This is a genomic window from Corynebacterium ulcerans (assembly GCF_000767685.1).
Lineage (GTDB): Bacteria > Actinomycetota > Actinomycetes > Mycobacteriales > Mycobacteriaceae > Corynebacterium > Corynebacterium ulcerans.
In genome coordinates this window covers 1,628,968-1,652,521 of sequence record NZ_CP009622.1, presented here as the reverse complement: position 1 = coordinate 1,652,521, position 23,554 = coordinate 1,628,968, and the positions used below count along the sequence as shown (strand labels likewise).

Here is a 23,554-nt window from a genome sequence, read left to right as displayed (position 1 = left end):
CCCTTATGCACAACAAGTGGTACTGGACTCTCAAGCATATTCTGCTGGGTCCTCTCCTACGCCTGTATAACCGACCTGAGGTTGAAGGAGTAGACAAGATCCCATCATCGGGGGCGGCGATTTTAGCCTCGAGTCATCAGTCGGTCATGGATTCTTTTTATTTTCCTTTGGTGTGCCGCCGACAGATTACTTTTCCTGCAAAGAGCGAGTACTTTACTACTCCAGGATGCGTTGGGCGACTGCAAAAGTGGTTTTTTACTTCCGTAGGCCAGGTTCCTATTGATAGGAACTCTCCGACCGCTGCTGTAGAACTTATTAGTACTGCTCGCGAAATCTTGGGTCGAGGGGACGTATTTGGGATTTATCCCGAAGGTACGCGCTCGCCCGATGGACGGGTCTATAAGGGGCGGACAGGAATGGCCCGGATTGCGTTTACCACTAATGATCCAGTGATCCCCGTTGCCATGATCGGAAGCCGGGAAGCTAATCCGATCGGGTCATGGATACCGCGCCCGTATAAAGTTCGGATGAAAATAGGCGATCCGATTATCCCTTCTGAATTTGCCGCTAAGCGGGGACTGGATCCAGAATCGCATGAGGCCTACCGCGCACTCACGGATTATGTCATGCATGAGCTTTCGCGATTGAGCGGCCAACCGTATGTGGATATGTATGCAACAGACGTAAAGAAGTCTCTCGAAGAGGGCAAAGGGTATCCCGCAGGTGCGGAGTAAATTTGGTTGCCCTTAGTTTTCGCAGCTCTGGTGATCAACTAGGCTTATGGTCATTTCGCATGGCTATTTGCCTATATCCAGAGTTCGAGTATTCCGCAATAGCGAAATGGGCTCGTTGATAAGCAAAGCATAGGGCGGTCAATTCAAAGACAGTGCAGCCGGTTTTCCGGCGCTTTGCTTTGTATAGCAAGACAAACGAGTAAGGCAATAGCCTGCAGAGGGAGCATAATGGATCGGCGAGTAGTAAAGCCGCGTGTTTTTCGCTTTCCCTCTAGCGTTAGCTTCCTGAGAAAAAAGAAGATGCAGGAAGAAACCCGCAAGAATTTTACTCACAGAATGCGAGATACCCGATGCGAGCGTCCGCAATATAGTACTGGTGGTGCTGGCTTCTTAGCAGAAAAAACACACGAAGCAACAGGACCCCATCTTCCTGCACAGCTGCCTATTCCTCCTGAGCCTCGGACGGCTGCAGCAACAACGCCATCCACCCCTCAGGGGAAACCGCGCATGGCGTGGCCTGATTTAGCTAAAGGGCTATCGATCATTGGAGTAGTTCTTCTCCACATTTGTTTGGCGGTTCCTGATGGTATGTACACGACCGCGGCTCACATAAATGAACTCATTGCCCCGCTTCGGATGCCGTTATTTTTTCTGGTGAGTGGTTTCTTTTCCGTCAAAGTATTTCGTTTTAACTTTGCAGAGTTATTTGTACATCGCCTGTGGTTCCTTTTAGTTCCCTACGTGCTGTGGACTCCATTGGAGTTATTTGCCAAGAGGATAGAATTTTTTGTTTTTTGGGATGAACCGCTTCCGGACCAAGATTTTTACGTGGAAGCTCTATGGACTTCTGAAAACATGTATTGGTTCTTGCATTCTCTGTTTTTCTTTACCATTGCGTTGTGGAGCACAAAGTTTCTGCATCCGTGGTTACGGTGGTCTATTCCGTTGGCCATTATTTTGGGAGCGCCCATAGCTCCAGAAACTCCCATGACAGAAAAAGTCGTGGCGTATCTTCCGTGCTTCTTGCTAGGCGCCTACGCTCGACCGCTCATCGAACGTTATGCAGAGAATGCCCTTAAACCTATAGAGCTTGCAGTGGCTTGCGGGACGTTGCTGCTAAGCCGTGAAATATCGCGTTTTTCGGTGTCGGAGGTCTGGGAACTCTCCCTGCTTACGCTTACGCATTTATTGTATTTACCTGCCGCCATAGCATCTGCGGTCTTGCTCTCTAAGATTTCGTTATTAAGTGAAGGCCTGCAGTGGATTGGCCGTCATACTTTGGTTATTTATTTGAGCCATCCCATTGTTTTGACGCTACTTTTTGGTTATTTCTTCCGATATCGTGAGGAAGGAATTGAATTGTATAGCGACACGCTCTTGGGATCTTCTGGGGTGTGGATTTTGCTGTGTATTGGTTTTACAATTGCTGGAGCCGCAGCGATGGAGCTTTTGTCGCATGTTCCGCTCATTGGGCGTTCAATTGCTCCCCATGGCTTGGTTCCCCGTCGGGTGGGCGTCGAAAAGCAAGCACCTGTATCTGCTAACTCTTAAGTTAGGGGGCGATGCATGTCTGTTGCATGGCGGTTTATTACTGTGGTGATTAATTGACAGATAATGTGTGCTGGGTTTTTCTATACACCTTTGGCACATATGACAAGAAACCGTTGATTTTATCGCAGTGAGGCAAGGTCGGATGAGGTATTTTTATGACACCGAGTTCATTGAAGACGGCCGCAGTATCGAACTTGTCTCGATCGGCATTGTCGCTGAGGACGGACGAGAGTATTACGCAGTGTCCACCGATGCAGATCACTCTAAAGCCGGAAAATGGGTTCGGGAGAATGTGTTAAACAAACTGCCAAATCCGTCGAGCGAGCTATGGAAAACTAACGCACAGATTCGTGAGGAGATTGTAGAGTTTCTTTTGTCCGCAGATTCTCATCCGGAACTGTGGGCGTGGGTAGGGGCATACGATCACGTGGTACTTGCCCAGCTCTGGGGTGACATGACGGGGCTACCGCGAAAGATCCCCCGTTTTACTCATGAGCTTAAACAATATTGGGAATTTGCCGGACAGCCTGTATTGCCTAAAGCTCCCGATGGAAATCATGACGCTCTCGTCGACGCGCGGCATAACCTGCAGAAATTCAAGGTGTGTGCGATGCGTTTGCCAATCGATAAAAAGAATCGAGCATAAAACGTCCTGTTTTGGGCTTGTTTTCCGGTCTCGGTGAGGCACTATTTCTGCATAAAATGTTCAAGGACAGAATTTTATGTTCCTCCGACGCCCTGGTTTTTGTGGTGACGTGCTAAACATAAGAGTGTGAGTTGGACAGTAGACATTCCCAAAGACGTTTTGCCAGATCTTCCGCCGTTGCCGGATGGATTGCAGCAGCGATTTGAAGACGTTATCGCTCGTGATGCAAAGCAGCAACCAATTTGGGACACGAAAACCGCCGAGAATGTTCGCAAGATCCTCGAGTCGGTGCCTCCTATCGTGGTTGCCCCGGAAGTTCGTGAGCTAAAAAAGCTGCTTGCCGACGTTGCCAATGGAAAGGCCTTTTTACTCCAAGGCGGGGACTGTGCTGAGACTTTTGAGTCCAACACGGAGCCTCATATTCGTGCCAACATTAAGACACTTCTGCAGATGGCAGTGGTGCTTACTTATGGCGCTTCTACTCCGGTCATCAAGATGGCTCGTATCGCGGGGCAATACGCTAAACCACGTTCCTCTAATCTCGATGAAAATGGCTTGCCTAATTACCGTGGGGACATCGTGAACGGGGTGGAAGCGACCGAGGAAGCTCGCAAGCATGATCCCGCACGTATGATCCGTGCATATGCTAACTCCTCTGCCGCTATGAATTTAGTTCGTGCATTAACGTCATCGGGCACCGCTGATTTGCATCGATTGACAGGTTGGAATAGGCAGTTCGTTGCCAGTTCTCCTGCTGGAGCGCGCTATGAGGCGCTGGCCCAGGAAATCGAGCGGGGATTGCGGTTTATGAACGCCTGTGGTGTTACTGACAACACACTGCATTCCGCAGATATTTTTTGTTCCCACGAGGCTCTGGTCGTGGACTACGAGCGGGCTCTGCTGCGCTTGGCAAAAAACGAAGACGGAGAAACAGAGCTCTATGATCTGTCTGCGCATCAGCTCTGGATTGGCGAGCGCACACGGGGAATCGAAGATTTCCACGTTAACTTCGCAGCAATGATCGCCAACCCTATAGGCATCAAGATCGGTCCTACTTGTACTCCCGAAGAAGCCGTGGCGTATGCAGACAAGCTAGATCCGAATTTTGAAGCGGGCCGTCTCACCATGGTTGCCCGCATGGGTCATGATAAAGTTCGTTCCGTCTTGCCAGGCATCATCCGAGCTGTCGAGGACTCCGGACACAAAGTGATTTGGCAGTCGGACCCGATGCATGGGAACACTTTTACTTCTTCCAATGGCTATAAGACCCGTCACTTTGACAAAGTGATTGATGAGGTTCAGGGCTTTTTTGAAGTCCATCGTGCGCTAGGTACACACCCAGGTGGCATTCACATTGAACTTACTGGTGAGAATGTCACTGAATGCCTTGGTGGAGCAGAAGATATCACGGATGTGGATCTTCCGGGACGTTATGAGTCTGCTTGTGATCCCCGTCTTAACACTCAGCAATCGCTGGAGTTGTCCTTCCTAGTCGCTGAGATGCTGCGAAACTAAGTGCTTGCTTTTATGCACGTGCCACGCGTACACAGCTGATAGATATAGGCAAACGCCTCGTATTCTTGGTTAGCGAATGAGCTTAAGAATACGAGGCGTTGTGTTTTCTATTAAGAACCTATTGTTCGTAGTTTGATCTCAGCCCCGGGAGTCTCTCGTCCTCCCGTGGGGGATTGCCAGTAGACACGAGACGACGGCTTCTTAGCTCCAGTGCCCTTGACCGTAAAGCCGGCCTCTTCAAGAATCTTCTTGGCTTCGGAGTACTTTTTGCCCACGACGGAAGGAACGTTGACCTCACCAGCCAGTACAAGGTCTACGCTGGTACGTGCGGGGTCAATGAGGCTTCCGGAAGGTGGCATGATGGAAGTAATCTCGTCCGCAGAGTTTCCGGATTCCGAATCTGATCGAGTGACACTGTTTACTCTGATTCCAGCAGCAGCAAGTTCACTGGTGGCCTCTTGCTTAGATTTCCCGCGCACGTCAGGGATCTCCACAGCCGTTGAGATCCGGAGGGTGACAGTGGTGCCACGAGGCAGAGTAGTGCCGGCTTCCGGTAGCGTACCGATGGCATCTCCGCCGCGTATTTCTGAGTTAAACTCCTCGGTGATATTCACTTTGAGACCGAGCTTTTCCAACTGATCACGTGCTGATTCCTCAGACATTTCCGCGACATGAGGAACATTGACCGGGGCGGGTCCTCGGGATAGCGCAACGGCTACTTCTGAGCCCACTCGGACTGTCGTTCCGGGTTCTGGTTTTAAAGAAACAACTTTCCCTTCAGGAACATCATCAGAATATTCTGGTGGTGCCTCTGCATAGGATAAGGAGCGTTCTTCTAAAAGCGCACGGACTTCCGCAGTATCATGGCTACTGGGGATAGAGGGGACGGTGGGCTTTCCTTGGGAAACTAAGAGGGTAATCTCGTTACCTTTTACTGCTCTATGTCCGACCTCTGGGATGGCTCCCGCGACCAAATCTGCTGGAATATCATCGCTATAGACAGGGGAGGTGGTTGTGCTAAAACCCGCATCCTGCGCTAGCGCAGTTGCCTCTATTTGACTCATCCCGAGTACCTGAGGAACTTCTCCGTATCGGCCAGAGCCAAACCACCAACCGCCGATTGCCACAGATGCCGTCACAACGAGAACAAGGACAAGCCAAATAATAAAACTTGTCTTTGACCTGTTAGTTATTGGACGTTCTGCTGGCGGTTCTTCTACTGGTCCTGGGGGAATAGTTTCAGGAGCTGCAGGAGCGGCTGCAGCATAGGGATCGGGCGCAATGTTGGGAGCAGGGGGTGCAGCGTCGATTAATCCTTCGTGGGGAAAGATCTGAGTTTCTGTAGCTGACTCTGTTGCGGGGAAGACGGATGTCTCATGTGTAGTCGGATACTGCGAGTGGGGGAATAGTCCTTGCCCCGGGGCATCGTCGATAAGCTCGGTTGCATCCCTAGGAATATCTGTAGTGAGCAGATCGGTAGCACTGAGCGCACCGTTGATGTTTTCAGAGGCGCGGTGGGCTGCCGCATTAGCGGGAACAGGAACTTTGAAAGCTGGAAGTTGGAGTTCGGCTGCAACGTCATCTAATGCCGTGAGGAACTCGTCAGCATCCGTAAAGCGATCGTGAGGACTTAGCGTGGTTGCTGAGGCCACGAGGGCGTCGAAAAGCGGGGGAACGCCGTCAATAACATCGCTTGGCGCGGGGACAGTACGGTCGAGACGTGAGTAGGCATGGGCGATTTGTGTGTCGCCGCTAAAAGGCGTGGTGCCGGTGAGCAACTCATAAAGCAGAATGCCAGCCGAATACACGTCGCTGGCGGGGCCAATATCATCACCAGAAACTTGTTCAGGGGATAAGTAGGAGACTGTACCAATAATATTGGCAGAGGTCGCTTGGCTTGCCGACGCAGCACGCACAAGCCCAAAGTCTGCAAGTTTTACCTGATGATCACCATTGATAAGAACGTTGTCGGGCTTTATATCCCGGTGTACCATTCCTGCGTTATGCGCAACGGACAAACCAGTAAGCACAGAGTGCATAACGGCCGCCGCTGCATGAGGGGGCATGGGGCCGCGTTCTGCAAGCAGCTCACGCAGTGTGCCCCCTGTTATTAACTCCATGATCAGAAAGACTTGATCGCCGTCGGAGGAGAAATCATATACTCCCACTAAACATGGGTGGGAAAGCTGCGCCATAGAGCGTGCTTCGCGCTGGAAGCGTTGGCGAAATATGGGATCGTCGATATACCGAGCATCCATCACTTTTGCAGCAACATGGCGCTCTAAACGCAGATCTAAACAGCGATAAACTGTGGACATACCACCGCGCGCGATGGGGGCCTCAATACGGTAACGGTTCTCCAGAACATCGCCTACTATCAACTCTGCCATGATAAACAGTATGGACGACTCGTGCCTGCCTTTGCTAACTCGCCGCACGATTTATCGCGCAGTTCTAGCAGACAAGCTAGATTAACAAGGGTGAGTAACAACAACGTGTCACGTAACGCTTTACCAGACAATGAGCCCCTTCTTACTGTTCCTGAATATGCGGAACGCTTGGGTCTTCCTGTAACCAGAGTTTTTGATCTTCTCGGTGAACATAAACTCATCTGTGTCTATGACAATGGTGTGCGCAAGATCCCCGAAGTTTTCCTCTCTGTGAAAGGAACTACTAATAAGTTCGTTCCTGGCGTCATTGCATTGCTCTCTGACGGCGGGTTTACCGACGAGGAAATCTTCCAGTACCTCTTCACCGAGGATGAAACATTGCCGGGGCGGCCTGTCGACGCCCTCCACGGACACCTTGCCCGCGAAGTTATGCGGCGCGCACAGGCAGCGGCATTTTAGACGCTCCTAGTGTCCAGAGCGTTGTCGACGGCAGCCTCAAAAATTGAGCGGGTCATCCACCAGCCTGCGATCACCGTGGCTACCATCCACACTGGATTGTAAAGCTGGTGGTTTCCGCTTCCTGTGAAGGCCATCGCTACGACGATAGAACCTCCCACAGTTATTTTCTTTAGCCACAGTGGCGGTGTGAACGTACCCATGAGGGAAAGCACGCTTGCGTAGTACCAAGGGAGGGTCACAGCGTTGAAAAAGAACGCGACCGCATACGCAGCGGCTGTGCCACGGATAGCATCGCGGTGATTTTTTCGGAAAACCCACCAGCAGATCACAAGTCCTAGCGCCATGAGAACCATGGAGACTACGCGTAGTACGCCCACGACAGCGTTGAAAGGGAACGGTTCAATCCACAGGCTTCCCACGCTAGAAATCACAGTGGCTATGAGGGACGGAAAAGCGAGTGGGTTAATAACTTTGGTGTTGCCGCTCAGTGCTGCAATCCAGCCCCAGGAAGCTCCTGAAGCCCAGGTTACTGCAGCTAAGACAGCGAGAGTCTCGATAGCACCGACGATTCCAGCTGCGAGGAAAACGCGCGTTTTTGTTTTCCATGAGCCCGGAACATGAGCAACTGCTATCCAGACCACGAAAGGAAGCGCGAGTGCAGCAGTCGCCTTCAAGGACATAGCCACTGCGATGATCGCGATGGCGCAGAGGTAATGTGCTACCGATTTACGTAGTGCCAGCACTAGGCCGATACTGACTAGGCCCACCATGATTGACTCATTGTGCATACCCCCGATGAGATGAAAAACCATCACTGGGTTAGCTACTCCCAACCATTGCGCCATTGCAGGATTACTACCCAGGGCGAGGGCTATTTTAGGAATAGCCCACATGATCCCCATAAAACCGAGGATGGATAGCGCTTTAAAACAAAAAATCCCGTAAGCAATGTGGTTTCCGCATAGTCGCACTATGCCTTCACTAATCCATAAATGGAGTGGACCATACGGAGTGGTGGTGTTTCGCCAATCGTGCGAGACCTCATAAAGGATAGGGCTGGGATTGGCGGATGCACCTTGGGTGTAAGCATCGAAACCGTCGCGAAGCAGCGTGCCTTGCATCAAATAGGAATAGATGTCCCGAGACATGATGGGGGCGGCGAGCGCAAGGGGGATAATCCACAAAGTCAGCGTTCGGGTTACATCCTGAACGGTCGCATGGCCCGCGACGACTCGTCGTCCGAGTAAGAACCATGCTACGACAAATAACGCAGAGCCGATCCACAGCGTGATATTAGAAAAACCAGCGCCGTGACCATAAGACAAAAATTCCAGGTTAAGGATATCTAACAATCCGCCGCGGTTTCGGATGGCGCCGCCGCCAAAAGAACCTAGAGTGATTAAAATCGTGGCTATCAGGCCTGTTCGGACCGGGGAAAGCGAATAGAGCTTTGTTAACACAAGAGTCATCGTTGTCACGCAGAATTACATTGATCGGGCTGTGGCTTTATTAGCCAAAGATACGAGTATGTTGCGTGCGTCGTCACTGATATCGGCGGTGCAAAGGTGAGAAATTCCCCGTTCTGCGAGTTCATCAATGCGTTTTTCTACGCCAGCTTCTGCGCCAGTTTGACGAATAGTGTCGGCCAAACGCGCAATATCGTGTGGTTCGGTAACCGTTCCCACGCCTTTCCGAATGGATTCCACGGCATCTGCGTTATCCGCGGCGTGAGCAAGCTCTAGAGCCTTGGCCACGAGAACAGTGCGCTTGCCCTCGCGCAGGTCGTCACCTGCTGGCTTCCCCGTGACCTCGGGGTTACCGAATACGCCGAGTAGATCGTCGCGAAGCTGGTAAGCCACGCCGATGTCTCTTCCGTAATCGCGGAGCGCACGCACAATGTTTTCGTCGGCACCGGCTATAGCAGCGCCGATGTGTAACGGGCGTTCAATCGTGTAGGCCGCAGTTTTAAAGCGATTGACGTTTTCTGCAAGTTCGATGCTTTCGCTTCCCGCAGACTCTAGGAAGACATCAAGGAGCTGACCGCCGATAACTTCTGTGCGCATACCACGCCAGGCATTAGAAGTCCGGGCGATAGCTGCATCGCTTAGTCCAGAAGTCCTAAACATATCGTCTGCCCAGGCAAAGGCAAGATCACCAAGCAAGATCGCAATCGACTCGCCGAAGTGCGCAGAGTCGCCATTCCAAGAGTTATCCCTATGGCGAGCCTCTGCAGTTCGGTGAACAGTTGGTTGTCCGCGACGAGAATCGGAGGCATCAATGATGTCATCGTGGATTAAAGCGCAGGCCTGGATGAGTTCGAGAGAGCTTATCGACGCTAATACGGCTTCCGGATCTTCCGCGCCTTCCAGCCCGTTGCCGGCTAAAAAACCAGCCCATGCATAGCTAGGGCGAATCCGCTTGCCGCCACCTAAGACAAAATCTTCCAGATAAGTCACTGCGCGAGATACCGGCTCACCAATGACGGAGATTTTGCGGGAGCGTCCTTGGAAAAATTCGCGCAGTTTTTGTTCCACCGCCGGTTCGATTTCGGAGAAAGCTAAGGAACGTGCATCGAATTGAGGGGACGTAGTGGAACGAGACACTGTAGCGGGATCCTTTTCTCTTACAGGAGATGCGGTGTGCGCGTCTCGGAAGTGGTGCATATCGCTCAAGCCTATATCTAAGTGGCGCGTTTGCTGGAGTGCCACTGGAAAAGTCCAGAGCAGGGGATATCCGAACGTACCCCTCACCTTTTACACAAAGAGTGAATAAAACAGGTCGATGCACCCTCGAAACGCGAAGATTTTGTTTCTCACCCTTTAAGATACCGAGTCATGTCTGCTTCGCATATCCCCGCTGCCTATCAGCGTTCCATCACTGAGGTACTTAAGATGCCTAGTCCTGGCCGGGTCCCATTTTCTGTGGAGTTTATGCCACCTCGGGATACAGCGGCGGAACAAAGACTCTGGAAAGCAGCTGAGGCGTTCCATGATTTAGGGACGGCTTTTGTCTCCGTAACCTACGGAGCCGGTGGGTCGAGTAGAGAACGCACGATGCGCGTGGCTCATAAGTTATCCAAACATCCACTGACAACGCTCGTTCACTTAACCCTAGTGGAGCACACAGAAGCCGAGTTAGTAGAGATCCTGGATGATTATGCTGCGCATGGTCTGTCCAACCTTCTTGCCCTTAGGGGTGATCCTCCCGGAACTAACCCCATGGCGGAGTGGGTTGCTACTCCCGGAGGATTGGAATATGCCAGTGAACTTATCGAACTCACCAAGAAAAACCCGAAAACATCACATTTTCACGTGGGCATTGCGAGTTTCCCAGAAGGGCACTATCGAGCACCGACGTTGGAAGCCGATACAGAGTTCACATTGCAGAAATTGCGCGCCGGGGCTGAGTTTTCCATTACGCAGATGTTCTTTGACATCGACCATTTTCTTCGGCTCCGCGATCGCTTAGCCAAAGCGGACCCTGAGCATGGTTGCAAACCTATTATTCCGGGTCTTATGCCGATAACAAGTATTCGTTCTGTGCGACGGCAGATGGAGCTAGCCGGTGCTTCTTTGCCGCGGGAACTGGAAAAACAGCTTCTCGACGCCGCCAAGGGGGATGAAGAGTCCCATAAAGAAGACGTACGTGAAGTCGGGATCGAACTGACAACTCAGATGGCAGAGAAACTTATTGCTGAGGGAGTACCTGACATTCACTTCATGACGATGAACTATGTGCGGGCGACTCAGGAAGTCCTCCATAACTTAGGCATGGCCCCTGCGTGGGGGACCGATTATGGGCATGACGCAGTGCGTTAACCAACGTTGAGCACGTTGTGCCCTTTGTCGAGCTCGGCGCGCAGGATAGCGAAAGCCCTGGAGTCGCCTTGAAAATAAAAGTCGCGTAGTAAGTCGTAGAAACCGTGGCGTCGATAAAGCGAAAAAGCGGCGTTTGACTCGTTGGGTACTTCCGGTGTGGAGAGCAAAACTGTTGTTGATTGCACATTGCGGAGCAGCGACGAGAGTAATTTATGGCCGATGCCCTGGCCCTGGGCTGTGGGGGACACATGGATCTCTGCGAGCTCAAAGTAATGGTCGGGCATGGATGCGCTCGTTCCCAAGGATGTCGCCTCGGCATTTCTAAGCCCTCGGCGAACTTGCCGATTCCACCAATGCTCACGCCTGCCGAGAAAACCATAAGCGACTCCGGCTATGCCATCGCCATACGTATAAGAATGGCCCTCATCCGATTCGACTGCGCATACGGCAGTGAACCCGGATTCCATCACGGCTCGTCTCCACACGGAGATTCTGGAATGACGGAGATTCGGGTTATATCCCATTGCATCGATATAAAGATCGACAAAGTCGGGGCAGTGGAATGCAAAAGCTGTACTCGAAAGACTCTGGATGGAAATGGACACAATGCTATGGAATCACTTTTTTGATGTAAAAGTGAGGAGTTTTCGGGAAAAGCGGCAAACGCACTCTAGTTTAAATCGAACACCAGTGCTATAATGTGGGATGGGTGTTGGGTACGGTGGATAGTATTTTCCCAGTTTGAACATAAAGGATTACGGCCTGCGGATATTGGTGGGAAAGGGGAAGAGATCATGTCGAATGTTGTATCGGCTACTACGCGTTTTGTGCAGCGTGCAGGGGGAGCTCAGCGACTGCTTGACGGGGCATATATTCACCTGGCGCAGGCCGGTGAGCTATCCCATCGGGGCGACATGTGCTCTGCGTTGGAATATGCATATCGCGCAGCGTTGAGGGCTGCGGGGGCGCGAGTTGCTATGTCTCCGATAGCCGCCCGCAAACGTAAACCAACGAGTGCAATTGAGCAATTGCGCTTGGTGGGGAAGGCGGAAAACGTGTGGGCGGACAAGATCGCTAGTTATTCACGATTACGTTCCCGGATCTCTACAGGTTTGGAAACGGAAGTTTCGGCACAAACTGTCCGGGGGCTTATATCTATCGTTTCAGATTTTCTGCATGACATCGAGTGTGTTCAGGGTGATTCTATGGCGGCTTGACCTGCTCTTTTTTGATATCTTCCTATGTGGTTTTGAATTAGCTGGGAAAAACCTAATCTAGAGGGAACTTTCCTACTAGTGTTGGCGTTAGCATAAGTAGCCAGTTAAAAAGCAAAACGTCCCTTGGGAGGTCGAAGTGTCACTTTCAGAGCAGGAGCAGCGTGCGCTGCGAGAGATTGAACGCTCTTTATTGGCGGAAGACCCCAAGTTTGGCGCTTCTGTAAGGGATGCGGGCTTGGTGCCTTCCGGCGGAATGGTCACCCTTCGGGGAATCGCGATCATTGTTATTGGATTGGTAATGCTCATTGGGGGCGTTGCGCTGAGTCAACAGACACTATTGTTCGTACTTCTTGCTATTGCTGGTTTTATTGTGATGCTTGGCGGTGCGATATGGATGCTTCGTGCCCCTTCTGGTGTGAAGACCTCGTCTTTCGGCGCAACGCGCTCCTCAGGGAAGTCGAATCGCAGCTCACGTTCCGACGGAATCGGTAATCGAATGGAAGAAAACTTCCGCCGTCGATTTGAACAATAGTTTTTAAAGAAAGTCGGTCACCCGAGGGTGGCCGACTTTTTTGTGTTTATGGCTCATGATTTGTGGTTTACGCGTCGGTTCCAGAGTTCCCCACTTTCCCCCACCTTTGTGGATATCGCTGTCACTGCTCATGGGAATGTCATGAAGGGTCTGGGCGGCTGGCGGCGCTGACGCGTCTTCTGGGGTTGGGTGAAATGTTGGTATTTTGCCTTGTTGTGGTGATTATTCGGTGGTTTCTCTCATGCACCCCTTCTTTCTTGATAATGCCTTGTGATTGGTGAAAAGGGGGAAAACTGGTGTGATTATTGGGTGTTTTGTGAAAAATTCTCCACTTCTATATCCGCTGGTAGAAGTTGATATTTTCACGTTTACCGAGGTGAAAATATAGTGACGCCTGTTATTGGTGGGGGAAAGTGGGGTAAGGTGGTGTGCAGTGAAGGGGTAGCGGTTGTTCTGCTACCTCGGAACTGGCAAAGACGTTGAGGCTTGCGTTATCGGGAAGGCAGGTGCCTAGCCAATGTTTCTTGGCACCTATACGCCGAAACTTGACGACAAAGGCCGTCTGACGCTTCCTGCAAAATTTCGAGATGAGCTTGCCGGTGGCCTGATGGTTACCAAAGGGCAGGATCATTCGCTATCGGTCTATCCGCGTGAGGAGTTTGCAGCTCGTGCACGTAAGGCCGCCGCGATTTCTAGGACCAATCCTGAGGCGCGTGCGTTTATTCGAAATCTAGCTGCGAGTGCTGATGAACAACGTCCGGATGGGCAAGGTCGCATTACCCTCTCAGCCGCACATAGGGAATACGCAGGGCTTACAAAGCAATGCGTAGTAATCGGCTCCGTGGATTTCTTGGAGATCTGGGATGCCGAGGCGTGGGAGGCGTACCAGTCGGAGACTGAAGCCGCATTCTCCTCTGCTGAGGGCGACTTCTTAGGTGGTCTGTTATAGGACAGATAACTACATATCGTATGGCGTGCGGAGTGTACGTACGAACTCTGCTCGAAGTGAAACTCTGGTGTACTTCCCCGATATCAGAGTGGGTTCTTCGTGCAGGGCTCTGTGTACACCCCGCTTTTAATTAACGTGCCGCTAAAAGGCGACGCATAGTTCTACTGAAAGGGGGACTTCATAGTGACCAGTGGTAGAGATTCTGCGTGGAACTACGATATTCGTGATAATCACGGGCACGTCCCCGTGCTCAGAGAACGCATGGCGGAATTGATCGCTGCTCCGGTAACCGCGATGGGAACATCCGCAGTCATCGTGGATGGGACTCTCGGTGCAGGCGGACATTCCGCCTTCTTCCTGGAAACCTTCCCGGAAGCCTGCGTTATTGGGCTGGACCGTGATCTTCATTCACTGGCTAACGCGCAGGAAAGACTATCGGTTTATGGCGATCGTTTTCTAGGGATACATACCCGTTTTGATCATTTCCTTCCTAAGCTGCAACAGAATGCGGAAGAGGGCAATGAGATTGCGCAGAAGGCAATGCGTCACGGTATCAGCGGAGCATTGTTTGATCTTGGAGTTTCCTCGATGCAACTTGATCAGGCAGAGCGCGGGTTCGCGTATCGAGTAGATGCGCCGCTTGATATGCGAATGGATGATTCCAAGGGGATCACTGCTGCGGATATTCTCAACACATATTCGCATGGTGATTTAGCCAGGATCTTGAAGATCTACGGCGAAGAGCGTTTCGCCGGAAAGATCGCGAGCGCCGTGGTGAAAGAACGTGAAAAAGCTCCTTTTACTCACTCTGGACGGTTAGTAGAACTGCTTTACGCTACTATCCCCGCTGCTACTCGACGAACCGGCGGTCACCCAGCCAAAAGAACATTCCAAGCTCTACGCATTGAAGTAAATAAAGAGCTGGAATCAATAGAGAATGTTCTTCCCGTGATAACAGGACATCTGGCTAAAGGTGGCCGAGCGGTGTTCATGTCCTATCAGTCTCTGGAGGACAAGATCGTTAAACGCTACTTCGTGGATATTAGTACTTCTAAATCTCCGCCAGGACTTCCTGTGGATCTCCCCGGGATGGAAGCGGGATTCAAAGTAGTGACGCGAGGCGCAGAAAAGGCAAACGAACAAGAAATCGCAGAGAATCCTCGAGCCGCATCGGTCAGAGTCCGAGCGATTGAGGCACTTAAAGAACCAACCACAGCCAATTAGCACCTGGAGCAAGAGATGACGATGACGGAAGGCACACGCCGAGAGTCAAGCTACCGGTCCCGCGACTTAAGCTCCGGAACCGCTACTGCGTTGCTAGATTCTCCAAGCAGGACTGCACGCCCGAGCTATCATGCGCCGTCAAGGTCTCGGCGCCGGTTCCAACATGCGCCAGGTTCTCAGCAGGTTATCTCTTATCGGGGACGACGCGTTGAGCGCCCCAAAGTAGATAAAGGGCGAGTGCGTTTTGTTGCCGGCATTTTGTTGCTGATGATCGCAGGAGTTGCTGTGACGCTAGTCTTGTCAGGCTTGTCCACCAAGCAGACCTTCGCTATCCAGCAGTTACAGAGCCAAGAAACTACCCTGAAGAATCAGATTGAGACCCTCAACCGGGATGTAGAAAACGCGTCTTCTTCTGCAGAGATCGCGCGCAAAGCTAGCGCCATGGGGCTTGTAGTCCCTGATGCTGCAGGAGTTCTTGCGCATGATGACCACGGGAATCCAGTGGTTCAGCGGGAAGCTAATGATGCAACGCACCCTCTCGTGGACATCAACGGTGACAAGATTTCTCCTTCTGCATCAAGTGATCCTGCCAAAACGAATGAAGTAGCAGGTAGCCTTAATGCTGTTCCACAGTCCGGTCCCGCAGTGAGTGCTAATACGGGTACAAATACTGGTGCCAATGGCTCTACGGTTGCTCCTTATGCAGCAACCGCAGGTCGGTAGAGGAAGCTTCACCAGGTTAGGTGGCAATAGCGAGTGAATCGATCTAATTCGGATAATTTCCCGAGGAGACAAGAATGGGCTTCTCGGGATACTTCGCGTCGCCGTAACGATAGTTTTAGGTATCGGCGTGAACAAGATCTCGGTCTTAAAAGGACTGTCAACACAAATGCGGTCACTGTGGACAGGGATAAACAGTTACTTTTCCGGCTTCGCGGAGTGATGGCGCTTGCCATTATCATGATCGTTCTCTTGGTTGCGCGTTTAGCGTGGGTGCAACTGGTGTGGGGCCCAGAGCTTTCACATCGAGCAGAAGCGCAGCGTTCTCGTACGTATATAGACAGTGCGCGGCGTGGCGAAATCTTAGACCGCGCGGGCAACCGTATCGCTTATACGATGCAGGCTCGTTCTTTGACTGCTTCTCCTAAATTATTGCGAAAAGAATTGCGCTATACGGCACAGCTTAAACTGCAAAATAGTGGTGAGTATTCCAAGCTCGACAGCAGTGCTAGAGAGAAGCGTATCGACGAAGTCGTGGATGACATTCTGAACGATTATGCCGATCAGATTCCCACCATTATCAGTGACGCGAGCGCTACGACGTCGGAAGTGAAGTCCGATCAGATTCTAAAGAAGCTGAAGGCCGATACTAATTACGAGGTTCTCGTGCGCAACGTGGACCCCGATATCGCCGAGGAGATCTCCCAGAATTTCCATGGCATCGCCGCAGATATGCAGCAGATTAGGCAATACCCCAACGGGGCTGTCGCAGAGAACGTGGTGGGAAAGATCAGCCAAGACGGCCAAGGTCAGTTTGGGTTTGAGGCAGCCAATGATTCTCTGCTCTCTGGCATTGATGGGCAAAAAACACTTGATGTTTCTGCTAACGGTCAGATCATCCCTGGTACAATCCGCGATGAGGTTCCAGCTACGGACGGGGCTTCCGTTACTTTGACGCTAGATCTGAACTTGCAAGCCTATGTGCAGCAACAGCTGGAACAAGCTGTAGCTAACTCGGGTGCTAAATCTGCTTCTGCTGTGGTCTTGGATTCTGAAACCGGCAAGATTATGTCGATGGCTAACTCCGGAACAATAAATCCAAATGGCGATATTGAAAAGCAGCTCAAAAACGGAAAGGTTTTTGACAACACTGCGGTGTCTGCTCCTTTTGAGCCAGGTTCGGTTGCAAAGATCATCACTGCTGCCGGCGTGATAGAGGACGGAAAGACCACCCCTGACGAGGTGCTTCAAGTTCCTGGAAGCATCAAGATGTCTGGTGTGACGGTTAAAGACGCCTGGGACCACGGAACAGTTGGATATACCACCACAGGAGTGTTTGGAAAATCATCCAACGTAGGCACCTTGATGTTGGCGCAGCGGCTTGGTGAAGAACGTTTTAACGATCTCCTTCATAAGTTTGGTGTGGGACATACGACGGGCGTGGAGCTGCCTTCAGAATCTGCTGGGCTTTTGCCAGATATTTCGCAGTGGTCCGGTGGAACCTTTGCCAACCTTCCCATCGGCCAAGGCATGTCCTTGACTCTGCTGCAGATGGCAGGAATCTACCAAGCAATGGCAAACAAGGGCGAGCGTATTGAGCCGCGAATCGTGGAAAAAGTTGTTGATTCTACGGGAGCTGAAATAGCTCAGCCGGAGCCGAACAAGACGCGAGTGGTGTCAGCGGATACCGCGCGAACGGTCGTGGACATGTTTAGGTCTGTTATCCAGAAAGATCCCACAGGCGTCCAATCGGGTACCGGAGTTGGCGCAGGCGTGGAGGGCTATCAAATATCGGGTAAGACCGGCACCGCGCAGCAAGTTGATCCCAATACTGGTGCGTACTCAAACTCCAATTATTGGATTACGTTTGCGGGCATAGCCCCGGCGGATAATCCTCGCTATGTGATCGCGTTGATGCTTGATAAGCCATTGCGTGGTGTTCACGGCGAGGGTGGGCAGTCGGCGGCTCCTTTGTTCCACGATATTGCGTCGTGGTTGCTTGATCGCGATAACGTCCCTCTGTCACGACCAATGGAAGGCCAATTAGTTCTACAGGCTCATTAGTTTTGTGAATATTCGGCTAAAGCAGGGATTCATGAAAGACTTATCGTTTGTCGTTAAATGCGTTAGTGATCTTGGTAGGGAAGGAAGCGTATGAGCGGAAAAGAGCGTGCCTCGGTAACGCTGGGTTCTCTGGCAGCGTTAACAGGTGGTGAACTCCACGGTGACAAGGACATCGTCATTGAGGACATCAGTCTTGATTCCCAGGAGCTTCCTCAAGGAGGGCTCTTTGCTGCGCTTCCGGGGACCCGCAGCCACGGCGCTGTGTATGCTCAAGGAACTCAAGCAGCTGCGATTTTGACGGATGCTGCTGGTGCGGCGATTTTGCGTGAGAGCGGTGATACCCGCCCGCGTCTGTTAGTTGAGAACGTCCGGGACATCCTTGGTACAGTCAGCGCTGAGATCTACGGGCATCCTTCAGAGTCACTACAGGTCATTGGGATTACTGGCACCAGTGGTAAAACTACAACGAGCTATATGCTTGAAGCTGGTCTGATTAATGCTGGAAAATCAGTTGGGCTCATCGGCACTACCGGGACTCGGATCAATGGGGTGAAGATCCCGACAAAACTCACCACACCTGAAGCACCGATGCTGCAAAAGCTATTTGCTCAGATGCTTGACCAGGGCGTAACCCATGTGGTGATGGAAGTATCCAGCCACGCTTTGTCTCTGGGTCGGGTGTCGGCTACGCATTTCGCTGCAGCTGGTTTTACCAACCTCTCCCAAGATCATCTGGACTTCCATCCGACGATGGAAGAATACTTTGAGGCGAAAGCATTGCTGTTTGATCCAGCCTCTGCCGTACATACAAATAAGGCAGTTGTGTGTATAGACGACCCATGGGGTCTGCAGATGCTAGAACGAAGTGGCGCGGATGCCCTATCAGTGTCTACGAGTGCGGAAAAACAAGCAGATTTTGCTGTCTCGGGACTTACTGTGGACGCCGCTGGTGGTCAGCGTTTTGTGGTGACACATAAGGATCGGAATATTGACGTTGATCTGCCTATTCCAGGGGCCTTTAACGTAGCTAATGCAGCACTTGCAGTAGGTTTGGCCAGCAGTATAGGTATCGACCTTGACCGCTTTGTTGCAGGGCTCACTGCGGTAAGTGTTCCTGGGCGTATGGAGCGGGTTAATCGAGGCCAAGATTTCTTGGCGATCGTAGATTATGCGCACAAACCTGCGGCAGTGGCTGCGGTATTGGACGCGGTTCGTCGTCAAGCAGCTGGGCGCGTGGCGATAGTCGTGGGCGCTGGTGGTGATCGAGACAAAGGTAAGCGCTCAATCATGGGGGAAGAGTCCGCGCGCAGAGCTGATTTGGTGATCGTGACTGACGATAATCCGCGTTCGGAAGATCCTGCACTGATTCGGGAAGCCGTTTTGCTTGGTGCCCGTGAAGCCGCGACGACTGCGGAAATCCGTGAAATAGGGGATCGTCGAGAAGCTATAAAGCAAGCTGCGGCGTGGGCAAAACCCGCGGATGCCGTCATTATTGCAGGCAAAGGGCACGAGGTAGGACAGCTCATCCAGGGGGTAAATCATCACTTTGATGATCGAGAAGAGCTGGCCGCCGCGCTCGAAGAGATACGAGAGAATAGCTAACGCGCGAACTCACACTGCTGATGGTCTAACCTGTGGCAGGCGTTAATCAGAGAGTTGAAGTACATGGGATTGAAGGGAAAACAATGATTGAGTTGTCTTTGGGGACAATCGCCGAGATCGTCGGCGGGAGTCTTACCTCGGGCACCGATCCGACGACACTGGTGACGGGATCTGTTGAGTTCGATTCGCGCAAAGTTACTACCGGTGGGCTGTTTGTTGCGATCAATGGGGCACGTGTCGACGGCCACGATTACGCTGCGAAAGCAGTCGCGGATGGCGCCGTGGGCTGCCTTTTGTTCCGTCCCGTAATGGACTGCGGACGCCCTATCCCAGGCGTTATCGTCCCGCCAATCCCGGAAAACGAACGGAAGCGCGATAGCTATGCCACAGAAAACGATGCTGATGGGTCAGTGGCAGCGGTATTACGGGCTTTAAGCCTGATAGCTCGTCACGTTATAGACGTTCTGACTAAAGAAGGCCTCGTAGTAGTCGGGGTGACGGGTTCCGCAGGAAAAACGTCCACCAAGGATATGATGGCCACGATTTTCTCTGCGGTGGGAAGCACCGTTGCCCCTCCTGGGTCGTTTAACAATGAAATCGGTCACCCTTATACTGCCCTGAAGTGCACTACAGAGACTCAATTCCTTATCGCGGAAATGTCCGCGCGGGGGATAGGCCATATTGCGCATCTAGCTGCAATCGCGCCACCCAAGATTGGTGTGGAACTCAACGTGGGCACGGCGCACGTTGGGGAGTTTGGTTCCCAATCTGCTATCGCGCAAGCGAAGGGTGAGCTGGTCGAGGCCTTACCGGACAACGGTAAGGCTGTCCTTAATGTAGACGACTCGATGGTTGTACAAATGGCGTCGCGAACGAGGGCGCATGTGATCTCTTATTCTGCGGTGACCACCGAGGCCACCGTGCATGCAACGGATATCAGCTTTGATCACAACGCATGTGCAAGCTTTACGATGCATATTCACGATGAGAAGGCGCACCACGTTTCTCTCCGAGTAGCAGGGGAACATCAGGTATCGAATGCCCTTGCTGCTGCCGCAGCAGCGCATGCTGCGGGAATCGATTCTGAAACGATCGCGTGTTCTTTGAATAAACACGTGGGTGTTTCAGCGCATAGAATGTCGATCGTTTCTTGCCCCAGTAATATCACGGTGATTGATGACGCTTATAACGCCAACAACGAGTCTATGCGTGCCGGGTTATCCGCCCTCGTGCATACTGCTCGGTCCCGAGGAAGCAACGGTTGGGCAGTGCTTGGCCCGATGGGCGAGCTTGGACAAGAATCACAAACAGTCCATGCCACGCTTGGCGCTGAACTTAAAAACATAGGCGTACATGGGCTTATCGCAGTAGGTGAAAATTCTGACAGTCGTGCCTTAGCCGTTGCGGCGGAGAAGACGGGTATAACTACTCTGGTTGTTCGCACTAACCCGGAAGCCGCGCGTATGCTTGCTCCTTTGTTACATGCGGATGATGTGGTGCTGGTCAAAGCCTCCAATGCCTTTGCCCTTTGGGAGGTCGCGGATGAGTTGGCAGATGTGCTATCCGAACAAAAGCTAATACAGAAACCCCACGTGAACGACCAACATGAAGAACGAAATACAGCAGGTGAATAACAAGTGACTCAAATTCTTATCTCCGGAGCCATTGGATTGTTGGTCTCCATCTTTGTCACACCCGTGTTGATTCGTCGTTTTAGTGCGGAAGGACTGGGGCAGGAAATCCGTGAGGATGGCCCGAAATCTCATTTGCGTAAACGCGGCACACCGACAATGGGTGGTATCGCTATCTTGGTGGGAATCACAGTTGCTTACTTAGTGACTGCGATTTACGGAGAAATCAGTGGACAAGGTGGTTTCACGGTTTCTGGGGCTCTGGTGCTCGGTTTGACTCTGGCACTCGGAGGACTTGGGTTCGCAGATGACTTTATCAAGCTGTATAAAGGGCGAAATCTAGGCTTGAACAAAACCGCCAAGCTCGTGGGCCAGCTGGCTATAGCCCTTATCTTTGGCGGTCTGATTCTGAGGTTTCCGGATGAAAACGGGCTTACCCCAGGATCCACACATTTAAGTTTCTTACGTGATCTCGACACCGTGGATCTGGCCGTTGGCCCTACTGTTGTGGGAATCGCGATCTTCTTGATCTTCATTTACATTCTGATTTCCGCCTGGTCGAATGCCGTGAACCTCACTGATGGGCTCGACGGCTTAGCAGCCGGTTCAACAGCTATTGTGATGGGAACCTACACCCTGATTACCTTCTGGCAGTTCCGTAATGCGTGCACTGCTGGTGCAGAACCTGGGTGCTATGACGTACGTGATCCTCTGGACTTGGCTATTTTGGCAGCCGCAGGCTTAGGAGCATGTTTGGGGTTCCTCTGGTGGAATGCTGCGCCGGCGAAGATCTTTATGGGAGATACCGGATCCTTAGCACTCGGCGGCCTTGTCGCTGGTTTGTCAGTAGCTTCTCGTACCGAGCTTCTTATGGTGATCGTTGGTGCTCTGTTTGTTCTTGAGGCTGCATCGGTTGTTATCCAGGTAGTTGGGTTCCGGACTAAAGGAATCAGAATTTTCCGTATGGCGCCGTTCCACCATCACTTTGAAAATGGTGGGTGGGCTGAGACTACTGTTGTGATTCGTTTTTGGCTCATCGCCGCTCTTGCCGCGTTGATTGGCGCATCGGCGTTCTACGGTGAGTGGCTCTCGTTGGTGGGAGTCTAAGCGATGAAGAGACTTCCTCAAGAACTTCAGGGGCGGGTTCTCGTTGCTGGTGCTGGCGTATCGGGACTGGGAATCGCAGCCCTGCTAAAGAGCCTGGATGTGGATGTGGTTGTTGCCGACTCGCGTCCAGAAGCTCTGGAAAACATCCACGCGCAAACCGGCGTCGAGGTTTGTTTAGATACAGAGATTCGGCTTGAAGGCTTTTCATCCGTAATCACATCGCCTGGCTGGAAGCCGGACACGCCTTTATTGGTGGGTGCTCAAGACTTAGGGATTGAAGTCTTAGGCGATGTAGAACTGGCATATCGCCTTGACCGCGCAGAAGCGTTTGGGAAACCACGCCAATGGCTTGTAGTAACCGGAACAAACGGGAAAACTACTACCACTGCAATGCTAGAAGCAATCATGAAACGCGCCGGCGTCAAGGCACAAGCGGTGGGCAACATCGGGGTTTCAGTAGCAGAAGCACTGAACAGCGCTGAGCGTATCGACGTTTTCGTGGCTGAGCTTTCCAGCTTTCAGTTGCACTGGTCAGAACAACTTATCCCTGACGTGGGTATCTTGTTAAACCTCGCAGATGACCACATTGACTGGCACGGGAGCTTTGACAGCTATGCTGCTGCCAAAGCGAAGGTTCTGCGTGCTCCCATCGCTATTGCTGGAGTGGATAACGAACACGTAGCACGGCTTCTGAGCACTACGCAGACGCAAAAACTAGTCGAGTTCACTGCAGCTGACCCATGTGCAGGCCAGCTGGGAGTGCGCAATAAGATGATCGTGGATTGCGCTTTTGCAGATTCACTTGAGCTTGTATCCGCTGAAGGCATTGAGCCGCCCGGACCAGCGGGGGTTTATGATGCCCTTGCTGCTGCGGCGGCGGCCCGAGCCATGGGAGTTTCTGCAGACACGATTGCGGCAGCACTCGCGGACTTCCACGTAGCGGGGCATCGCGGTCAGGTTGTGGGGAATGCGCGCGGCATCGTGGCCATTGATAATTCGAAGGCCACGAATCCCCATGCAGCAGGCACCGCACTGGCCGGACACGAGTCGATCGTCTGGGTTGCTGGAGGGCAGCTCAAGGGGGCAGAGATACGAGACCTTGTTCTTGAGCATTCCCCACGACTAAAAGCGGTAGCCTTGCTTGGCATCGATGCTCCGATAATCGCAGAAACGGTGCGAGAGCTTGCTCCACATGCCGCTATTATGGTGACGGAGAATCAGGAACCCCGTGAGGCGATGAATGATGTGGTTGCATGGTCCGTGGCACACGCCGCACCAGGCGATGCGATCATCCTCGCTCCTGCGGCGGCAAGCCTGGATATGTATAGCGGAATGGGACAGCGCGGAGACATCTTTGCTGAGGCCATAGCGCGAGAACTTCACGATTAATCACTA

At 52.1% G+C, this 23,554-nt stretch carries 20 protein-coding genes; 16 read left to right on the top strand and 4 right to left on the bottom strand.

What is annotated here, in order from left to right; all coding sequences use genetic code 11:
* Positions 1–5: 5 nt before the first annotated feature.
* From CULFRC11_RS07460 to CULFRC11_RS07445, 4 genes are all read left to right on the top strand, one after another.
* Positions 6–734, top strand: coding sequence for a lysophospholipid acyltransferase family protein (locus CULFRC11_RS07460; RefSeq protein WP_013911888.1), 729 nt, complete (start codon positions 6–8; stop codon positions 732–734).
* A gap of 228 nt (positions 735–962) precedes the next feature.
* Positions 963–2,285: an acyltransferase family protein gene (locus CULFRC11_RS07455; RefSeq protein WP_038620667.1), complete on the top strand. Its 1,323-nt coding sequence runs from the start codon at positions 963–965 to the stop codon at positions 2,283–2,285.
* A 142-nt stretch (positions 2,286–2,427) separates the two neighbouring features.
* The gene (locus tag CULFRC11_RS07450; protein ID WP_014526021.1) at positions 2,428–2,931 is read left to right on the top strand and encodes a polyadenylate-specific 3'-exoribonuclease AS; all 504 of its coding nucleotides are present in this window, start codon (positions 2,428–2,430) and stop codon (positions 2,929–2,931) included.
* A gap of 126 nt (positions 2,932–3,057) precedes the next feature.
* Entirely contained in the window at positions 3,058–4,446 is a 1,389-nt protein-coding gene (locus tag CULFRC11_RS07445; RefSeq protein WP_038620665.1) for a class II 3-deoxy-7-phosphoheptulonate synthase, read from the top strand.
* A 110-nt stretch (positions 4,447–4,556) separates the two neighbouring features.
* Here the strand turns inward: CULFRC11_RS07445 and pknB are convergent, their stop codons facing one another.
* Positions 4,557–6,836: a Stk1 family PASTA domain-containing Ser/Thr kinase gene (gene pknB / locus CULFRC11_RS07440; RefSeq protein WP_023635993.1), complete on the bottom strand. Its 2,280-nt coding sequence runs from the start codon at positions 6,834–6,836 to the stop codon at positions 4,557–4,559.
* A 90-nt stretch (positions 6,837–6,926) separates the two neighbouring features.
* On the opposite strand from pknB, the gene CULFRC11_RS07435 reads away from it, so the two are divergent.
* Positions 6,927–7,295, top strand: a complete 369-nt coding sequence (locus CULFRC11_RS07435; protein ID WP_038620662.1) for an Rv2175c family DNA-binding protein — start codon at positions 6,927–6,929, stop codon at positions 7,293–7,295.
* On the opposite strand, the gene CULFRC11_RS07430 is transcribed toward CULFRC11_RS07435, so the two are convergent.
* A complete protein-coding gene (locus tag CULFRC11_RS07430) occupies positions 7,292–8,764 on the bottom strand; it encodes an alpha-(1->6)-mannopyranosyltransferase A (protein WP_038620659.1) in 1,473 nt (490 codons plus the stop codon). The genes CULFRC11_RS07435 and CULFRC11_RS07430 overlap by 4 nt on opposite strands.
* A gap of 15 nt (positions 8,765–8,779) precedes the next feature.
* Positions 8,780–9,958, bottom strand: a complete 1,179-nt coding sequence (locus CULFRC11_RS07425) for a polyprenyl synthetase family protein (protein ID WP_031270435.1) — start codon at positions 9,956–9,958, stop codon at positions 8,780–8,782.
* A gap of 171 nt (positions 9,959–10,129) precedes the next feature.
* Here CULFRC11_RS07425 and CULFRC11_RS07420 point away from each other — a divergent pair, with 171 nt between their 5' ends.
* Positions 10,130–11,113 carry a methylenetetrahydrofolate reductase gene (locus CULFRC11_RS07420; RefSeq protein WP_023635990.1) on the top strand — a complete coding sequence of 328 codons (984 nt, stop codon included), beginning with the start codon at positions 10,130–10,132 and terminating at the stop codon, positions 11,111–11,113.
* Here CULFRC11_RS07420 and CULFRC11_RS07415 read toward each other — a convergent pair.
* Positions 11,110–11,718 (bottom strand): GNAT family N-acetyltransferase, encoded by a 609-nt coding sequence (locus CULFRC11_RS07415; protein WP_023635989.1) that lies wholly within the window; start codon positions 11,716–11,718, stop codon positions 11,110–11,112. The genes CULFRC11_RS07420 and CULFRC11_RS07415 overlap by 4 nt on opposite strands.
* Positions 11,719–11,907: 189 nt before the next feature.
* Between CULFRC11_RS07415 and CULFRC11_RS07410 the strand changes: the two genes are divergently transcribed.
* The 10 genes from CULFRC11_RS07410 to murD all read left to right on the top strand — a co-directional run bounded on the left by CULFRC11_RS07410 (position 11,908) and on the right by murD (position 23,548).
* A complete protein-coding gene (locus CULFRC11_RS07410) occupies positions 11,908–12,330 on the top strand; it encodes an SAV_6107 family HEPN domain-containing protein (RefSeq protein ID WP_023635988.1) in 423 nt (140 codons plus the stop codon).
* Between the two features lie 136 nt (positions 12,331–12,466).
* Positions 12,467–12,862: a DUF3040 domain-containing protein gene (locus CULFRC11_RS07405; RefSeq protein ID WP_014526015.1), complete on the top strand. Its 396-nt coding sequence runs from the start codon at positions 12,467–12,469 to the stop codon at positions 12,860–12,862.
* A gap of 517 nt (positions 12,863–13,379) precedes the next feature.
* Positions 13,380–13,811: a division/cell wall cluster transcriptional repressor MraZ gene (gene mraZ / locus CULFRC11_RS07400; RefSeq protein ID WP_013242261.1), complete on the top strand. Its 432-nt coding sequence runs from the start codon at positions 13,380–13,382 to the stop codon at positions 13,809–13,811.
* Positions 13,812–14,072: 261 nt separating this feature from the next.
* Positions 14,073–15,035 (top strand): 16S rRNA (cytosine(1402)-N(4))-methyltransferase RsmH, encoded by a 963-nt coding sequence (gene rsmH, locus CULFRC11_RS07395; RefSeq protein WP_230478292.1) that lies wholly within the window; start codon positions 14,073–14,075, stop codon positions 15,033–15,035.
* A gap of 15 nt (positions 15,036–15,050) precedes the next feature.
* Positions 15,051–15,758: a cell division protein FtsL gene (locus CULFRC11_RS07390; protein WP_014526013.1), complete on the top strand. Its 708-nt coding sequence runs from the start codon at positions 15,051–15,053 to the stop codon at positions 15,756–15,758.
* A gap of 33 nt (positions 15,759–15,791) precedes the next feature.
* On the top strand, positions 15,792–17,819 hold the full coding sequence (locus CULFRC11_RS07385) for a peptidoglycan D,D-transpeptidase FtsI family protein (RefSeq protein WP_031270430.1): 2,028 nt from the start codon (positions 15,792–15,794) through the stop codon (positions 17,817–17,819).
* A 90-nt stretch (positions 17,820–17,909) separates the two neighbouring features.
* Positions 17,910–19,421 (top strand): UDP-N-acetylmuramoyl-L-alanyl-D-glutamate--2,6-diaminopimelate ligase, encoded by a 1,512-nt coding sequence (locus CULFRC11_RS07380; RefSeq protein ID WP_023635984.1) that lies wholly within the window; start codon positions 17,910–17,912, stop codon positions 19,419–19,421.
* 83 nt (positions 19,422–19,504) lie between these two features.
* Positions 19,505–21,055, top strand: a complete 1,551-nt coding sequence (locus tag CULFRC11_RS07375) for a UDP-N-acetylmuramoyl-tripeptide--D-alanyl-D-alanine ligase (RefSeq protein WP_023635983.1) — start codon at positions 19,505–19,507, stop codon at positions 21,053–21,055.
* 3 nt (positions 21,056–21,058) lie between these two features.
* Positions 21,059–22,159 carry a phospho-N-acetylmuramoyl-pentapeptide-transferase gene (gene mraY, locus CULFRC11_RS07370; RefSeq protein ID WP_023635982.1) on the top strand — a complete coding sequence of 367 codons (1,101 nt, stop codon included), beginning with the start codon at positions 21,059–21,061 and terminating at the stop codon, positions 22,157–22,159.
* Positions 22,160–22,162: 3 nt separating this feature from the next.
* The gene (gene murD, locus CULFRC11_RS07365; RefSeq protein ID WP_023635981.1) at positions 22,163–23,548 is read left to right on the top strand and encodes a UDP-N-acetylmuramoyl-L-alanine--D-glutamate ligase; all 1,386 of its coding nucleotides are present in this window, start codon (positions 22,163–22,165) and stop codon (positions 23,546–23,548) included.
* Positions 23,549–23,554 lie beyond the last annotated feature (6 nt).

Bases quoted from the DNA above. Each gene is read 5' to 3' on its own strand.
- CULFRC11_RS07450 (WP_014526021.1), top strand. From the start codon at position 2,428: ATGAGGTATTTTTATGACACCGAGTTCATTGAAGACGGCCGCAGTATC.
- CULFRC11_RS07460 (WP_013911888.1), top strand. From the start codon at position 6: ATGCACAACAAGTGGTACTGGACTCTCAAGCATATTCTGCTGGGTCCT.
- CULFRC11_RS07430 (WP_038620659.1), bottom strand. From the start codon at position 8,764: ATGACTCTTGTGTTAACAAAGCTCTATTCGCTTTCCCCGGTCCGAACA.
- murD (WP_023635981.1), top strand. From the start codon at position 22,163: ATGAAGAGACTTCCTCAAGAACTTCAGGGGCGGGTTCTCGTTGCTGGT.
- pknB (WP_023635993.1), bottom strand. From the start codon at position 6,836: ATGGCAGAGTTGATAGTAGGCGATGTTCTGGAGAACCGTTACCGTATT.
- CULFRC11_RS07425 (WP_031270435.1), bottom strand. From the start codon at position 9,958: ATGCACCACTTCCGAGACGCGCACACCGCATCTCCTGTAAGAGAAAAG.
- CULFRC11_RS07455 (WP_038620667.1), top strand. From the start codon at position 963: ATGGATCGGCGAGTAGTAAAGCCGCGTGTTTTTCGCTTTCCCTCTAGC.
- rsmH (WP_230478292.1), top strand. From the start codon at position 14,073: ATGGCGGAATTGATCGCTGCTCCGGTAACCGCGATGGGAACATCCGCA.
- CULFRC11_RS07380 (WP_023635984.1), top strand. From the start codon at position 17,910: ATGAGCGGAAAAGAGCGTGCCTCGGTAACGCTGGGTTCTCTGGCAGCG.
- mraZ (WP_013242261.1), top strand. From the start codon at position 13,380: ATGTTTCTTGGCACCTATACGCCGAAACTTGACGACAAAGGCCGTCTG.
- CULFRC11_RS07410 (WP_023635988.1), top strand. From the start codon at position 11,908: ATGTCGAATGTTGTATCGGCTACTACGCGTTTTGTGCAGCGTGCAGGG.
- CULFRC11_RS07420 (WP_023635990.1), top strand. From the start codon at position 10,130: ATGTCTGCTTCGCATATCCCCGCTGCCTATCAGCGTTCCATCACTGAG.
- CULFRC11_RS07390 (WP_014526013.1), top strand. From the start codon at position 15,051: ATGACGATGACGGAAGGCACACGCCGAGAGTCAAGCTACCGGTCCCGC.
- CULFRC11_RS07375 (WP_023635983.1), top strand. From the start codon at position 19,505: ATGATTGAGTTGTCTTTGGGGACAATCGCCGAGATCGTCGGCGGGAGT.